At 65.4% G+C, this 15,677-nt stretch carries 14 protein-coding genes; 9 read left to right on the plus strand and 5 right to left on the minus strand.

Annotation, left to right across the window (positions count from 1 at the left end):
• Positions 1–4: 4 nt before the first annotated feature.
• Together lolA and ftsK are read right to left on the minus strand one after the other, a co-directional pair.
• A complete protein-coding gene (lolA, locus tag BM060_RS14185; RefSeq protein WP_009623215.1) occupies positions 5–628 on the minus strand; it encodes an outer membrane lipoprotein periplasmic chaperone LolA in 624 nt (207 codons plus the stop codon).
• 12 nt (positions 629–640) lie between these two features.
• Positions 641–3,079: a DNA translocase FtsK gene (gene ftsK / locus BM060_RS14190; protein ID WP_174672437.1), complete on the minus strand. Its 2,439-nt coding sequence runs from the start codon at positions 3,077–3,079 to the stop codon at positions 641–643.
• 193 nt (positions 3,080–3,272) lie between these two features.
• Between ftsK and trxB the strand changes: the two genes are divergently transcribed.
• The 4 genes from trxB (at position 3,273) to infA (ending at position 6,026) form a co-directional block, all read left to right on the plus strand.
• The gene (trxB, locus tag BM060_RS14195) at positions 3,273–4,226 is read left to right on the plus strand and encodes a thioredoxin-disulfide reductase (RefSeq protein WP_074980658.1); all 954 of its coding nucleotides are present in this window, start codon (positions 3,273–3,275) and stop codon (positions 4,224–4,226) included.
• Between the two features lie 36 nt (positions 4,227–4,262).
• Complete coding sequence (aat, locus tag BM060_RS14200; RefSeq protein WP_074980659.1) at positions 4,263–4,967, plus strand: leucyl/phenylalanyl-tRNA--protein transferase; 705 nt, start codon at positions 4,263–4,265, stop codon at positions 4,965–4,967.
• A 31-nt stretch (positions 4,968–4,998) separates the two neighbouring features.
• Positions 4,999–5,706: an arginyltransferase gene (locus BM060_RS14205; RefSeq protein ID WP_074980660.1), complete on the plus strand. Its 708-nt coding sequence runs from the start codon at positions 4,999–5,001 to the stop codon at positions 5,704–5,706.
• Between the two features lie 101 nt (positions 5,707–5,807).
• Complete coding sequence (gene infA / locus BM060_RS14210; RefSeq protein ID WP_002553999.1) at positions 5,808–6,026, plus strand: translation initiation factor IF-1; 219 nt, start codon at positions 5,808–5,810, stop codon at positions 6,024–6,026.
• A gap of 88 nt (positions 6,027–6,114) precedes the next feature.
• Here the strand turns inward: infA and clpA are convergent, their stop codons facing one another.
• Both clpA and clpS read right to left on the minus strand, forming a co-directional pair.
• Complete coding sequence (clpA, locus tag BM060_RS14215; protein ID WP_043272069.1) at positions 6,115–8,388, minus strand: ATP-dependent Clp protease ATP-binding subunit ClpA; 2,274 nt, start codon at positions 8,386–8,388, stop codon at positions 6,115–6,117.
• 27 nt (positions 8,389–8,415) lie between these two features.
• A complete protein-coding gene (clpS, locus tag BM060_RS14220; RefSeq protein ID WP_024128657.1) occupies positions 8,416–8,778 on the minus strand; it encodes an ATP-dependent Clp protease adapter ClpS in 363 nt (120 codons plus the stop codon).
• 227 nt (positions 8,779–9,005) lie between these two features.
• Here clpS and cspD point away from each other — a divergent pair, with 227 nt between their 5' ends.
• Positions 9,006–9,281 carry a cold shock domain-containing protein CspD gene (cspD, locus tag BM060_RS14225; protein ID WP_058490152.1) on the plus strand — a complete coding sequence of 92 codons (276 nt, stop codon included), beginning with the start codon at positions 9,006–9,008 and terminating at the stop codon, positions 9,279–9,281.
• Positions 9,282–9,361: 80 nt separating this feature from the next.
• Here cspD and icd read toward each other — a convergent pair whose 3' ends face one another.
• Positions 9,362–10,618, minus strand: a complete 1,257-nt coding sequence (icd, locus tag BM060_RS14230; RefSeq protein ID WP_074980661.1) for an NADP-dependent isocitrate dehydrogenase — start codon at positions 10,616–10,618, stop codon at positions 9,362–9,364.
• A 396-nt stretch (positions 10,619–11,014) separates the two neighbouring features.
• Between icd and BM060_RS14235 the strand changes: the two genes are divergently transcribed.
• The 4 genes from BM060_RS14235 to hflD all read left to right on the plus strand — a co-directional run bounded on the left by BM060_RS14235 (position 11,015) and on the right by hflD (position 15,639).
• Entirely contained in the window at positions 11,015–13,237 is a 2,223-nt protein-coding gene (locus BM060_RS14235) for an NADP-dependent isocitrate dehydrogenase (protein WP_074980662.1), read from the plus strand.
• Positions 13,238–13,368: 131 nt separating this feature from the next.
• A complete protein-coding gene (locus BM060_RS14240) occupies positions 13,369–13,836 on the plus strand; it encodes an NUDIX hydrolase (protein WP_074980663.1) in 468 nt (155 codons plus the stop codon).
• Between the two features lie 40 nt (positions 13,837–13,876).
• A complete protein-coding gene (gene mnmA / locus BM060_RS14245; protein WP_074980664.1) occupies positions 13,877–15,016 on the plus strand; it encodes a tRNA 2-thiouridine(34) synthase MnmA in 1,140 nt (379 codons plus the stop codon).
• Positions 15,013–15,639 (plus strand): high frequency lysogenization protein HflD, encoded by a 627-nt coding sequence (gene hflD, locus BM060_RS14250; RefSeq protein WP_074980665.1) that lies wholly within the window; start codon positions 15,013–15,015, stop codon positions 15,637–15,639. Before mnmA ends, hflD begins: the two co-directional genes overlap by 4 nt.
• The last annotated feature ends 38 nt before the right edge of the window (positions 15,640–15,677 follow it).

The following is a 15,677-nucleotide window of genomic DNA, read 5'->3' on the forward strand; positions in this document are numbered from 1 at the left end:
CCCTTCACTCCTGAATGACGTCGACGCCCTTGGGCGCCTCGAACACGAACTGCTTGGCGTCCACCGGCTGGTTCATCTTCACGTCGAAGAACAGGATGTTGGTGCGCTGGCCGACGCTGTCGATCAGTTGCATGTCGTTGACCACCCCGTTGCGGAAGGAAATCCGCAGGTTGTCGAACAGGGTGTCCTTGTCCTTCGGCTTGAGGATGAAGTCGACCACGTTGCCGCCGTCCTTGCTGGTGATGTCGAAGCTCTCGTGGATCTTCGAGATGTCGCCGGAAAGCAGCAGTGCCGGGGTCTGGGTCAGGCGCTGGTCGAGCTTCTGGATGGTCACCTGCTGCAGGTCCGGGTCGTACAGCCAGATCTTCTCGCCGTTGGAGATCAGCAGTTGCTCCTGGGGCGCGTCGGTGTGCCAGCGGAACAGGCCCGGGCGCTTGAGCGCCAGGTTGCCGGCGGTTTCCTGCAGGCGGGTGCCGCTGCCGTCCAGGGTCAGCTGGGAGAAGCGCGCGCTCAGGGTCTGGGCCTTGCTCAGCATGGCGCTCAGGCGCTGGGTGGCGGCGTCGTCGGCGTGGGCCTGGACGCCGGCGACGGCCAGCGCTGCAAGCACGAGCATGCGGATCAGTCGCATGGAAATCCTCGATCAGTCGCGGATGGGAGCCGGCGCGACCACTTCGCGCGAGCCGTTGGAATTCATCGGGGTGACCACACCGGCCATTTCCATCGCCTCGATCATGCGCGCGGCACGGTTGTAGCCGATCTTCAGCTTGCGCTGCACCGCGGAGATGGAGGCGCGGCGGCTCTCGGTGACGAAGCGCACGGCCTCGTCGTACAGCGGGTCGTCCTCGCTGCCCTCGCCGCCTTCGCCACCACCGCCGCCGCCACCGTCGAAGCCGCCGCCACCGCCTTCATCGGCGCCGGCGAGGATGTCTTCGATGTAGTCGGGCGCGCCGCGCAGCTTCCAGGCCTCGACCACGCGGTGCACTTCCTCGTCAGAAACGAAGGCGCCGTGGACGCGGATCGGCAGGCCGGTGCCCGGCGGCAGGTAGAGCATGTCGCCGTGGCCGAGCAGCTGTTCGGCGCCGCCCTGGTCGAGGATGGTCCGCGAGTCGATCTTGCTCGACACCTGGAAGGCGATACGCGTCGGGATGTTGGCCTTGATCAGGCCGGTGATCACGTCCACCGAGGGGCGCTGGGTGGCGAGGATCAGGTGGATGCCCGCGGCCCGCGCCTTCTGCGCGATACGGGCGATAAGCTCTTCGACCTTCTTGCCGACGATCATCATCATGTCGGCGAATTCGTCGACCACCACGACGATGGTCGGCAGCGTCTGCAGCAGCGGCGCCTCGTCTTCCATGCTCTCGCGGCGGTACAGCGGGTCGGTCAGCGGCGTGCCGGCCTCCTCGGCGTCCTTCACCTTGCGGTTGAAGCCGGCCAGGTTGCGCACGCCCATGGCGGCCATCAGCTTGTAGCGCCGCTCCATCTCGGCGACGCTCCAGCGCAGGGCGTTGGCCGCCTCCTTCATGTCGGTGACCACCGGGCAGAGCAGGTGCGGGATGCCTTCGTAGATCGACAGTTCGAGCATCTTCGGGTCGATCATGATCAGCCGCGCGTCCGCCGGCGTGGACTTGAACAGGATCGACAGGAGCATGGCGTTCACCCCCACCGACTTACCGGAGCCGGTGGTACCGGCCACCAGCAGGTGCGGCATGCGCGCCAGGTCGGTGATGACCGGGTTGCCGCCAATGTCGTGGCCCAGGGCCAGCGGCACGGTGGACTTGTGCTCGTCGTATTCCGGCGACATCAGCACTTCGGAGAAGCGCACCATCTGCCGGTCTTCGTTGGGGATCTCGATGCCCACGGTGGTCTTGCCGGGGATCACCTCGACCACCCGCACGCTGATCACCGCCAGCGAGCGCGCCAGGTCCTTGGCCAGGTTGGAGATGCGGCTGACCTTCACGCCGGCCGCCGGCTGGATCTCGAAGCGGGTGATCACCGGGCCCGGATGGACCGACTCGACCACCACCTCGACGCCGAACTCCTTGAGCTTGATCTCCAGCAGGCGCGACATGGCCTCCAGGGATTCGGGGGAGTAGCTGCGCTTCTTCTCGCCGGCCGGGTCGAGGATCGACAGCGGCGGCAAAGTGCCCTCGACAGCGGTATCGACGAACAGCGGAGCCTGTTTTTCCTTGAGCACGCGCTTGCTGGGCTCGACCGGCTTGGGCGGCGGCGGCGCGTCGATCTTCGGCGCCGGGCGCTTCTCGCGCTCCTGCACGCTCTTGACCAGGGCCTCCTCGCGCTCGATCAGGCGTTCCTTGACCTTGGCCTGCTCGCGGCGGTCGGGCACCACGGGCGCGGCCACCTCGGCGACGCGCTCGTCCACCTCGCGCAGTTGCGCGACCAGTTGCTTGCGCTCGCTGCGCGCGCTCAACCAGCGGTTGAAGGCGTTCTGGATCAGTTCGAAGAGATCGAGGGTGATCTTCCCGGTGACGTCCATCACCTGGAACCAGGACAGGTCGGCGAACACCGTCAGGCCGAACAGGAACAGGGCGATGAACAGCAGGGTGCTGCCCTGCACGTTGAGGGCGTTCAACGCCAGCTGGCCGAGGCTTTCGCCCACGGCGCCACCGGCGGAGGCCGGCAGGTGGCCGCCGCCGATGTGGAAATGGATGTAGGCCAGCGCCGAACCGGAGAGGATCAGGAACACCAGGCCGATCAGCCGCCAGGAGAACAGCCAGCCGCTGAACTCCCAGGCCATGTGGCGCTTGCGGAAGATCTGCCAGGTCTTGACCCCCAGCAGCAGCGGGAACAGGTAGGCGAAGTACCCCAGCGCGACGAAGAGGATGTCGGCGCTCAGGGCCCCCAGGCGACCAGCGGCATTCTGCACCTGCTCGACGTGGCTGGAATGGCTCCAGCCCGGATCGGACGAATCGTAGGTGAGCAGCGCCATCCACAGGTAAAGGCAGAGCGCGCCGAGCGCGATCAGGGCCCCTTCCTTCAGGCGAATGTGCAATTGCTGACGCCAGGCTGCGGCGTGGCTAGCGGTGGTCGAGTCCTTCAAAACGCGTCTATTCCTGCGCACTGGGCGCGTCCGAGAGTCATCTGGCGACAAAACGGGCCTATTGTACGGCTTTGGCCGCTCGATGCCACAGGGCCCGCCGCGGCGCCTTTTGCCGCCTTTTCCAGGTTCGGTGTAGCATAGCCCACCAAGGTTTCACGGCTGCTCAATTGGAGCATGCATTCTCTTACGTGACAAAGGCTTATGGAGTCTTTTTATGAGTGAAGTCAAGCATTCGCGCCTGATCGTCCTGGGCTCCGGCCCGGCGGGTTACACCGCTGCCGTGTACGCCGCGCGGGCCAACCTCAAGCCTGTTGTCATCACCGGCATCCAGCCCGGCGGCCAGCTCACCACCACCACCGAGGTCGACAACTGGCCGGGCGACGTCGAGGGCCTGACCGGTCCCGCCCTGATGGAGCGCATGGAGCAGCACGCCAAGCGTTTCGATACCGAGATCGTCTACGACCACATCCACACCGCCGAGTTGCAGCAGAAGCCGTTCATCCTCAAGGGTGACAGCGGCACCTACAGCTGCGACGCGCTGATCATCGCCACTGGCGCCTCCGCACAATACCTGGGCATGAGCTCGGAAGAGGCCTTCATGGGCAAGGGCGTTTCCGCCTGCGCCACCTGCGACGGCTTCTTCTACCGCAACCAGGTGGTCTGCGTGGTCGGCGGCGGCAACACCGCGGTCGAGGAAGCGCTGTACCTGGCCAACATCGCCAAGGAAGTGCACCTGATCCACCGCCGCGACAAGCTGCGCTCAGAGAAGATCCTCCAGGACAAGCTGTTCGAGAAGGCCAGGAACGGCAACGTGCGCCTGCACTGGAACACCACCCTGGACGAGGTCCTGGGCGACGACATGGGCGTGATCGGCGTGCGCCTGAAGGACGTGGACAGCGGCGAGACCCGCCAGTTGGACCTGGCCGGCGTGTTCATCGCCATCGGCCACAAGCCCAACACCGACCTGTTCACCGGCCAGCTGGAAATGCGTGACGGCTACCTGGTGGTCAAGGGCGGCGGCGAAGGCAATGCCACCGCCACCAGCATCCCCGGCGTGTTCGCCGCGGGCGACGTGGCCGACCACGTCTACCGCCAGGCCATCACCTCGGCCGGCGCCGGCTGCATGGCCGCGCTGGACGCCGAGAAATACCTCGACGACAGTCACTGACAGGCCCGGGGAGGGCCCGCCCTCCCCTACCCCGCCATGCTCAGTTGGCTCTCCCGCAGCAATTTCGACTTCCCGCCCCTCGACCAGGCCCTGCACGAGCCCAACGGCCTGCTCGCGGCCGGCGGCGACCTCGACCCGCGCCGCCTGGTGGCCGCCTACCGCCACGGCTGCTTCCCCTGGTACCAGGACGACCAGCCGATCCTCTGGTGGTCGCCGGACCCGCGCACCGTGCTCTTCCCCGACGAACTGCACGTTTCCCGCAGCCTGGCCAAGTGCCTGCGCCAGGGCCGCTACCGGGTGACCTTCGACACGGCCTTCGACCAGGTCATCGCCGCCTGCGCCGCGCCGCGCGACTATGCCGACGGCACCTGGATCACCCAGCCGATGCAGGACGCCTACCGCCAACTGCACCGCATGGGCATCGCCCACTCGGTGGAAAGCTGGGACGGCGACGAATTGGTCGGCGGCCTCTACGGCCTGGCCATGGGCCGGCTGTTCTTCGGCGAATCCATGTTCAGCCGCACCGACAACGCCTCCAAGGTGGCATTCGTCACCCTGGCGCAACATCTGCGCGCCGCCGGGTTCGTATTGATCGACTGCCAGATGCCCACCCAGCACCTGCACAGCTTCGGCGCCCACGCCATCAGCCGTGCCGATTTCGCCAGCCACCTGCGCCGTCATCTCGACGAAACGCCGCTCTGCGACTGGCGTTCGCAAGCGGACTCGCGCGGACTGGCATAAACTTGCCAGAGGGTTATCGCGGGGGTTGACCATGACCGAACTGGCCCGACTGAAGTTCTACGCGACACAGCCGCATCCATGCAGCTATCTGCCCGAGGAGCAGGCCACCACCCTGTTCCTCGATCCCAGCCAGCCCATGGACGCGCAGCTGTACGCCTCGTTGTCGGAAGTCGGTTTCCGTCGCAGCGGCGAGCACCTCTATCGCCCGCACTGCCAGCACTGCACCGCCTGCATCCCGGCGCGCATCCCCGCCGCGGGCTTCCAGCCCAATCGCCAGCAGAAGCGCATCATCAAGCGCAACACCGATCTCAAGGTGCTCAAGCGCCGCCCGGCCTTCACCGAGGAGTACTACGCGCTGTACATGCGCTACATCGAGCAGCGCCACGCCGACGGCGACATGTATCCACCCAGCCGCGACCAGTTCAGCACCTTCCTGGTGCGCGATCTGCCGTTCAGCTGCTTCTACGAGTTCCGCCTGCAGGGCCGCCTGCTCGCCGTGGCGGTCACCGACGTGCTGCCCAACGGCCTGTCGGCGGTCTACACCTTCTACGACCCCGACGAGGAACGCCGCAGCCTGGGGCGCTACGCGATCCTCTGGCAGATCGCCGAAACCGAGCGCCTGGGCCTGTACGCGGTGTACCTCGGCTACTGGATCAAGAACTGCCGGAAGATGAACTACAAGACCCAGTACCGGCCGATCGAACTCTTCGTCAACCAGCGCTGGGTGGCGCTCAGCTGAAGCAAGCGCTCCGCTTCTGGCGTACGACATGGATTTCAGGCACAATACTCGCCTTTTTTCAGGCCACCCAGGCCATTCATAGACACCGAGGGCTCTACTGCATGTCGAAAGAAGACAGCTTCGAAATGGAAGGCACTGTCGTCGACACCCTGCCCAACACCATGTTCCGCGTGGAGTTGGAGAACGGGCACGTCGTTACCGCGCACATCTCCGGCAAGATGCGCAAGAACTACATCCGCATCCTGACCGGCGACAAGGTTCGCGTCGAACTGACTCCCTACGACCTGAGCAAGGGTCGCATCACCTACCGCGCACGTTGAGCGCAAGGTGAATCCGGGCCACGGCCCGGACGAATAGCAAAACGCCCGGCATTGCCGGGCGTTTGCATTTGGGCCGCAAGGCCGACCGTCAGGCCGGCTCCGCGGTGACCACCTCGTACTCGAAGACCAGCTCGCCGTCCTTCAGGTCGATGTGCGCCACGCCACCGTGCTCGGCCAGTTCGCCGAACAGGATCTGCTCGGCCAGGGGCCGCTTGATCTTGTCCTGAATCAGCCGCGCCATCGGGCGCGCGCCCATCTGCGGGTCGTAGCCCTTCTCCGCCAGCCAGTTGCGTGCCACGTCGCTGACCTCGAGCTGGACGCGCTTGTCCTCCAGCTGCGCCTGCAGCTCGGTGAGGAACTTGTCGACCACGCTCTTGATCGTCTCGTGGCTGAGCCGGCCGAACTGGATGATGGTGTCCAGGCGGTTGCGGAACTCCGGCGTGAAGCTCTTCTTGATCACTTCCATGGCATCGCTGGCGTGGTCCTGCTGGCTGAAGCCGATGGAGGCCCGCGCCGCGGTTTCCGCGCCGGCGTTGGTGGTCATGATGACGATGACATTGCGGAAGTCCGCCTTGCGCCCGTTGTTGTCGGTCAGGGTGCCATGGTCCATCACCTGCAGCAGCAGGTTGAAGACTTCCGGGTGGGCCTTCTCGATCTCGTCCAGCAGCAGCACGCAGTGCGGCGTCTTGGTGATGGCCTCGGTGAGCAGGCCGCCCTGGTCGAAGCCGACGTAACCCGGAGGGGCGCCGATCAGCCGCGACACGGTATGCCGCTCCATGTACTCGGACATGTCGAAGCGCACCAGCTCCACACCCATCGCCTTGGCCAACTGGCGGGCGACCTCGGTCTTGCCCACCCCGGTGGGGCCGGCGAAGAGGAAGGAGCCGACCGGCTTGTCCGGCGACTTCAGGCCCGCGCGGGACAGCTTGATGGCGGTGGACAGCGACTCGATGGCCGCATCCTGACCGAACACCGTCAGCTTGAGGTCGCGCTCGAGGTTGCGCAGCAGTTCCTTGTCCGAGCTGGTGACGTGCTTCGGCGGAATCCGCGCGATCTTCGCCACTATGTCCTCGACCTGGGCCACCTCGATGCGCTTCACGCGCTTCTCTTCCGGCTGCAGGCGCTGGTAGGCGCCGGCTTCGTCGATGACGTCGATGGCCTTGTCCGGCATGTGCCGGTCATTGATGTAGCGCGCGGCCAGTTCGGCGGCGGCGCGCAGGGCCTCGTCGCTGTACTCGATGTGGTGGTGCTGCTCGAAGCGCGGCTTCAGGCCCTTGAGGATGCCCACGGTGTCTTCCACCGACGGCTCGGTGACGTCGACCTTCTGGAAGCGCCGCGCCAGGGCCCGATCCTTCTCGAAGATGCCGCGGAATTCCTGGAAGGTGGTCGAGCCGATGCAGCGGATTTCCCCGGAGGACAGCAACGGCTTGAGCAGGTTGGACGCGTCCATCACCCCGCCGGACGCCGCGCCGGCGCCGATGATGGTGTGGATTTCGTCGATGAACAGCACCGCGTGCGGGCGCTTGCGCAGCTCGTTGAGCAGCGCCTTGAAGCGCTTCTCGAAGTCGCCGCGGTACTTGGTGCCGGCCAGCAGCGCGCCCAGGTCCAGGGAGTAGACCACGCTGTCGGCCAGCAGGTCCGGCACCTGGCCGTCGACGATGCGCTTGGCCAGGCCTTCGGCGATGGCGGTCTTGCCGACGCCGGCCTCACCCACCAGCAGCGGGTTGTTCTTGCGCCGCCGGGCGAGGATCTGCGCCACGCGCTCCACCTCGGCCTCGCGACCGACCAGCGGGTCGATGCGACCCTGGCGCGCCAGGTCGTTGAGGTTGCTGGCGTAGGCGTCCAGCGGGTGGCTGGAGGTGGAGGACTCGCCGCCCTCCTCGTCCTGCATTTCCTGGTCGCTTTCCGGGTGCTCGGCATGGCCCGGCACCTTGGAGATGCCGTGGGCGATGTAGTTCACCACGTCTATGCGGGCGACGCTCTGCTGCTTGAGCAGGAACACCGCCTGGCTCTCCTGCTCGCTGAAGATGGCCACCAGCACGTTGGCGCCGGTCACTTCGCGCTTGCCGGAACTCTGCACGTGGAACACCGCGCGCTGCAGCACGCGCTGGAAGCCCAGGGTCGGCTGGGTCTCGCGGTCCTCGTCGTGCTGCGGGATCAGCGGCGTGGTGGAATCGATGAATTCCTGCAGATCACGACGCAGTTTGTCCAGGTTCGCCCCGCAGGCGCGCAGCACTGTGGCCGCCGCCTCGTTGTCCAGGAGCGCCAGCAGCAGGTGCTCGACGGTCATGAACTCATGCCGTTTTGCCCGCGCTTCCTTGAAGGCGAGATTGAGGGTGACTTCGAGCTCTCGATTCAACATGGCTTCACCTCGCTCCAAACATCCGCATCAGCTTTCTTTCTCAATCTCACACAACAGTGGATGCTGGCTCTCCCTCGCATACTGATTGACCTGCATGGCCTTGGTCTCGGCGATGTCACGGGTGAACGTGCCGCAGACCGCCTTACCTTGAGTATGTACGGTCAACATGACCTTGGTCGCCTGCTCCCGGTTCATGTTGAAGTACAGCTCCAGTACCTCTACCACGAAATCCATCGGCGTGTAGTCATCGTTGAACATGATGACCCTGTACATCGGCGGAGGTTTCAGGGCCGGCTTGGATTCTTCGACCGCGAGCCCGGCCCCCTCTTCCTCGAGGGGATCGGGACGGTCCTGATTGAATGTTAGTCGAATCTGGCTACTTGCATGCATGCTGGAATAAATGGGTTCGCAACGTGGGAATTAAAGGCCTGAGTGGAGTTTGACCTGAATCTCAGGCGCGGACGAGAGCGCCTTGACTAACCCCAAAACGGTGTTACAAACAAAGGATACCCCACAGCGGGTATCAGGCGTTCTGCGGCCCTGGAACCTCTAGGGTTGGAGCGGAATCGTAGTGGATGATACTCCAGCGATGGAGTCCTTTGCAGAGGGATATCAGCATGCTCAGCGGTAAGGTCAAGTGGTTCAACAACGCCAAGGGCTATGGATTCATCCTGGCCGACGGCCGAGATGAGGACCTGTTCGCTCATTACTCGGCAATCCAGATGGATGGCTACAAGACGCTCAAGGCCGGCCAGCCGGTCAGCTTCGAGATCCTGCAAGGTCCGAAGGGTCTGCATGCGGTGAACATCCAGCCGATCGGCGCCAGCGCGCCGGCCAGCGCCGCCCAGGCCAGCCCCAGCAGCGAGGTGCAGAGCGTCACCGCAGAAGCCTGATTCCCCCTGCCCCGCCATTTCCGGCGAAGCGATGAAGAAAGGCCGGTGGAAACCGGCCTTTTTTCGTTGTCTCACGCCTGTTACATCCTGGCGATCATGGCCTCGCCGAACTCCGAGCAGGACGCCAGCTTGGCGCCGTCCATCAGCCGCTCGAAATCGTAGGTCACGGTCTTGGCCGCGATGGCGCCGTTCATCCCCTTGATGATCAGGTCGGCCGCCTCGGTCCAGCCCATGTGGCGCAGCATCATCTCGGCGGAGAGGATCAGCGAGCCCGGGTTGACCTTGTCCTGCCCGGCGTACTTGGGCGCGGTGCCGTGGGTCGCCTCGAACATGGCTACCGAATCCGACAGGTTGGCCCCCGGCGCGATGCCGATGCCGCCCACTTCCGCCGCCAGGGCGTCGGAGAGGTAGTCGCCGTTCAGGTTCAGGGTGGCGATCACGTCGTACTCGGCCGGGCGCAGCAGGATCTGCTGCAGCATGGCGTCGGCGATCACGTCCTTGACCACGATGTTCTTGCCGGTCACCGGGTTCTTGAACTGCATCCAGGGGCCGCCGTCCAGCAGCTCGGCGCCGAACTCCTCGCGGGCCAGCTCGTAGCCCCAGTCCTTGAAGGCGCCCTCGGTGAATTTCATGATGTTGCCCTTGTGCACCAGGGTGACCGAGCTGCGGTCGTTGTCCACGGCGTACTGCAGGGCCTTGCGCACCAGGCGCCGGGTACCTTCCCGGGAAACCGGCTTGATGCCGATGCCGCAATCCTCGGTGAAGCGGATCTTCTTGACGCCCATCTCCTCGGTGAGGAACTTGATGACCTTCTCGGCTTCGGGCGAACCGGCCTTCCACTCGACGCCGGCGTAGATGTCCTCGGAGTTCTCGCGGAAGATCACCATGTCCACGTCGCCGGGCTTCTTCACCGGGCTGGGCACGCCCTCGAACCAGCGCACCGGGCGCAGGCAGACGTAGAGGTCGAGCTGCTGGCGCAGGGCCACGTTGAGGGAGCGGATGCCGCCGCCGACGGGGGTGGTCAGCGGGCCCTTGATGGACACCACGTAGTCACGCACGGCTTCCAGGGTCTCTTCGGGCAGCCAGGTGTCCTGGTCGTAGACCTGGGTGGCCTTCTCGCCGGCATAGACCTCCATCCAGGCGATCTTGCGCTGTCCGCTGTAGGCCTTTTCCACTGCCGCATCGACGACGTCGATCATGACCGGACTGATGTCCACGCCGATGCCGTCGCCTTCGATGTAGGGAATGATCGGGTTGTTCGGTACCTTCAGGGAATTGTCGGCATTGACGGTGATGCGCTCACCTGCGGCCGGCACCTGGATCTTCTGGTATCCCATGCTGAACTCCGTGCTGTGGTTGAACCTCAGGGACCAGCCCCGCTTCGTCGCGGCGTGACGGGAACAGGCCCGGGTTCCTGAGGGTAGCCCAGTTGCCGGCCCCTAACCACAATCTTATGCCTTAGTCTAAAAGCCGCGGGTGCGTCACCCCGCCGCGAGAGTGGTATACTGCGCGCCGTGACTTCACAGTCATCGAGGTCCGAGCCGTCTGGGACCAGACCCCTCCCCTCGCAACGGCCACGTCGCCACCCTGACGCGGTCGTACAACGCTCTACTGGCGCCCCTATATCCCCGCGGCAATTCTCGAATGCCGGCACCTTGCCGTGTCGGACGAAAGCGCCCACCAAGGCGTATCGAGACTCTGTGCGCGCCCAGCAAAGAAGAGAGTCATAGTAGATGTCCAACCGCTCGAAGATCACCTACACCTTCACCGACGAAGCACCCGCCCTCGCCACCTACTCGCTCCTCCCGATCGTCAAGGCCTTCGCCGCCTCCGCCGACATTGACGTCGAAACCCGCGACATCTCTCTTGCAGGACGCATCCTCGCCGCCTTCACCGACAAGCTCGGCGACAAGGCCATCGAAGACGACCTGGCCTACCTCGCCAAGCTGGCCACCGCACCCGACGCCAACATCATCAAGCTGCCGAACATCAGCGCCTCGGTCCCCCAGCTCAAGGGCGCCATCGCCGAGCTGCAGGCCCTGGGCTACGCCGTCCCGGACTTCCCGGAAGACCCGCAGACCGACGCAGAGAAAGACACCCGCGCCCGCTACGCCAAGGTCCTGGGCAGCGCCGTGAACCCGGTCCTGCGCGAAGGCAACTCCGACCGCCGCGCCCCCGCCGCGGTCAAGGCCTACGCCCGCAAGCACCCGCACAGCATGGGCAAGTGGAGCATGGCCTCGCGCTCCCACGCTGACTACATGCGTGGCGGCGACTTCTTCTCCAGCGAGCAGTCGGTCACCATCCCCAAGGCCGGTGAAGTCCGCCTCGAGTTCGTCGGCAAGGACGGCAAGGTCGAGCTGAAGAAAACCCTGAAGATGCAGGAAGGCGAAGTCCTCGACAGCATGTTCATGAGCTGCAACAAACTGCGCGCCTTCTTCGAGAAGACTCTGCAGGACTGCAAGGAAACCGGCGTCATGTGGTCCCTGCACGTCAAGGCGACCATGATGAAGATCTCCCACCCGATCGTCTTCGGCCACGCCGTCACCGTCTACTACAAGGACGTGTTCGACAAGTGGGGCCAACTGTTCGACGAACTGGGCGTGAACCCGAACAACGGCATCTCCAGCGTCTATGACAAGATCAAGTCGCTGCCGGCCTCGCAGCAGGAAGAGATCCTCCACGACATCCACGAGGTGTACAGCCACCGTCCGGAAATGGCGATGGTCGACTCGGTCAAGGGCATCACCAACCTGCACATCCCCAGCGACGTGATCGTCGACGCCTCGATGCCGGCGATGATCCGCAACTCGGGTCAGATGTGGGGCAAGGACGGCAAGCAGAAGGACACCAAGGCGGTGATGCCGGAGAGCACCTACGCCCGCATCTACCAGGAGATGATCAACTTCTGCAAGACCAACGGCGCCTTCGACCCGACCACCATGGGCAGCGTGCCGAACGTCGGCCTGATGGCGCAGAAGGCCGAGGAATACGGCTCCCACGACAAGACCTTCGAGATGGAAGCCGACGGCACCATGCGCGTGGTCGACGAAGACGGCAAGGTGCTGATGCAGCACGAAGTCGAAGCCGGCGACATCTGGCGCGCCTGCCAGACCAAGGACGCCCCGATCCGCGACTGGGTCAAGCTGGCCGTCACCCGCGCCCGCCAGTCCAACACTCCGGCCATCTTCTGGCTGGACCCGGAGCGCGCCCACGACAACGAGCTGCGCAAGAAGGTCGAGCTGTACCTGAAGGACCACGACCTGACCGGCCTGGACATCAGCATCAAGGGCTACAACGAAGCCATCCGCACCAGCATGGAGCGCATGATCCGCGGCCAGGACACCATCTCGGTGACCGGCAACGTCCTGCGCGACTACCTGACCGACCTGTTCCCGATCATGGAGCTGGGCACCTCGGCCAAGATGCTGTCCATCGTTCCGCTGATGGCCGGTGGCGGCATGTACGAGACCGGCGCCGGCGGTTCGGCTCCGAAGCACGTGCAGCAGTTGGTGGAAGAGAACTACCTGCGCTGGGATTCCCTGGGTGAGTTCCTGGCCCTGGCCGTGTCCCTGGAAGAAGAAGGCATCAAGACCGGCAATGCCAAGGCCAAGGTCCTGGGCAAGACCCTCGACGAAGCCACCGGCAAGCTGCTGGACAACAACAAGTCCCCGGCGCGCAAGGTCGGCGAGATCGACAACCGCGGCAGCCACTTCTACCTGGCGCTGTACTGGGCCCAGGCCCTGGCCGCGCAGAACGAAGACGCCGAGCTGAAAGCCCACTTCACCCCGCTCGCCAAGACCCTGACCGAACAGGAAGCGGCCATCATCGCCGAACTGAACGGCGCCCAGGGCAAGGCCGTGGACATCGGTGGCTACTACCGCTCCAACCCGGAGAAAACCAGCCAGGTGATGCGCCCCAGCGCCACCTTCAACGCCGCCATCGACTCGCTGAACTGAATCGAAGGCTAGCGTGACCGACGAAAACCCCGGCCTGGTGCCGGGGTTTTTGCTTTTCGGGGCTGCGCCTCCACCCAACACCGTCCCCACCTTCCAGGGTTATCATGCCCATTTCCCCCGGAGGACCACCCATGCGCTGGCAACCGCATATCACAGTCGCAACCATCGTCGAAGACCAGGGCCGCTTCCTGCTGGTGGAGGAAACCTCCCACGGCAAGACCGTGCTGAACCAGCCCGCCGGCCACTTGGAGGCCGACGAGAGCCTGCTGCAGGCAGCCGTACGCGAAACCCTCGAAGAAACCGGCTGGGAAGTCGAACTGACCGCGGTCACCGGCATCTACCTCTACACCGCACCCAGCAACGGCGTGACCTACCAGCGCGTGTGCTTCGCCGCCCGCCCGCTGCGGCACCGCCCGGAGCTGCCGCTGGACGACGGCATCATCGGCCCGCGCTGGCTGACCCGCGAGGAGCTGGAAGCCTGCCGGGACAACTGGCGCAGCCATCTGGTAGCGCGCTGCATCGACGACTACCTGGCCGGCGGACGCTTCCCCCTGGCGCTGATCCGCGACGCCGAACTGCCCGTGCCGAACCCGGCCTGATAGAATCCCGCTTTTGCACCGACGCCTGCGATAGCCCGCCATGTCCGATTCCAGCACTACCTCCCCCGTCCAGCCCGGCAAGGGCCGCGTCATCGTCGGCATGTCCGGCGGCGTGGATTCCTCGGTTTCCGCCCTCCTGCTCAAGGAGCAGGGCTATGAGGTGGAAGGCCTGTTCATGAAGAACTGGGAAGAGGACGACGGCACCGAATACTGCACCGCCATGACCGACCTGGCCGATGCCCAGGCCGTCTGCGACCGCATCGGCATCAAGTTGCACACCGCCAACTTCGCCGCCGAGTACTGGGACAACGTCTTCGAGTACTTCCTCGCCGAATACAAGGCCGGGCGCACGCCGAACCCGGACATCCTGTGCAACCGCGAGATCAAGTTCAAAGCCTTCCTCGACTACGCCCTGGCCCTGGGCGCCGACCTGATCGCCACCGGCCACTATGTGCGCCGCCGCGACATCGACGGCCGCACCGAACTGCTCAAGGGCCTGGACCCGAACAAGGACCAGAGCTACTTCCTCCACGCCGTGGGCGGCGAGCAGATCGCCAGGACGCTGTTCCCGGTCGGCGAGCTGGAGAAGCCGGAAGTGCGCGCCATCGCCGAGAAATACGGCCTGGCCACGGCGAAGAAGAAGGACTCCACCGGCATCTGCTTCATTGGCGAGCGCCGCTTCAGCGACTTCCTCAAGCAGTACCTGCCGGCCCAGCCGGGCGACATCGAGACCACCGACGGCACCGTCATCGGCCGCCACGCCGGGCTCATGTACCACACCATCGGCCAGCGCCAGGGCCTGGGCATCGGCGGCATGAAGAACGCTGACGACAGCCCCTGGTACGTGCTGGAGAAGGACCTGGCGCGCAACGTGCTGATCGTTGGCCAGGGCAACGACCACCCCTGGCTGTTCTCCCGCGCCCTGCACGCCTCGAACATCTTCTGGGTGAACCCGCTGGAGTTGCCCGAACCGCGCGCCCTGCGCGCCAAGGTGCGCTACCGCCAGGCCGACCAGGACTGCGTCCTGGAGCGCACCGCCGCCGGCTACCGCGCAGTGTTCGACCAGCCGCAGCGCGCCGTCACCCCGGGCCAGTCCGTGGTGTTCTACGACGGCGAGGTGTGCCTGGGCGGTGGTGTGATCGAATCGGCCGAACCGGCCTACGCGAAGGAGCGTGCATGAGCGAGTTGCGCGACCAACTGATCGCCCTCGCCGGCGTCTTCGAAGCTGCCGCCCTGGTGGACCGCCTGGCCCGCACCGGGCAGATTCCCGAAGCCCCGCTGGGCTGCATGCTCGGCAGCCTGCTGGTGCGCGAGCCGAAGACCACCCTGGACGTGTTCGGCGGCGACATCCACAACCTGCGCGAGGGCTTCCGCGCCCTAGCCAGCGCCCTGGAGCGCGATCCCAACAGCCTGCAGCGCGAACCGCTGCGCTATGCGCTGTCGCTGATCGGCCTGGAGCGCCAGTTGGCCAAGCGCGACGACATGCTCGACCTGATCGGCTCGCGCCTGGACCAAGTGCAGCAGCAGGTGCAGCACTTCGGCCTGGTCCACGAGAACGTCATCGCCTCCTGCGCCGGCCTCTACCAGGACACCCTGAGCACCTTCCGCCAGCGCATCCAGGTGCACGGCGACATGCGCTACCTGCAGATCAACGCCAACGCCGCGCGCATCCGCGCCCTGCTGCTGGCCGGCATCCGCTCGGCGCGCCTGTGGCGGCAACTGGGCGGCAACCGCTGGCAAATGGTGTTCGGCCGGCGCAAGCTGCTCAACGAGTTGCGCCCGATCCTGCGCGGCGCCGACTGACCGGCCCGGGGCGCCCGCCCGGGCGCCTTCCACATGGC

Source organism: Pseudomonas citronellolis, from assembly GCF_900112375.1.
GTDB lineage: Bacteria > Pseudomonadota > Gammaproteobacteria > Pseudomonadales > Pseudomonadaceae > Pseudomonas > Pseudomonas citronellolis.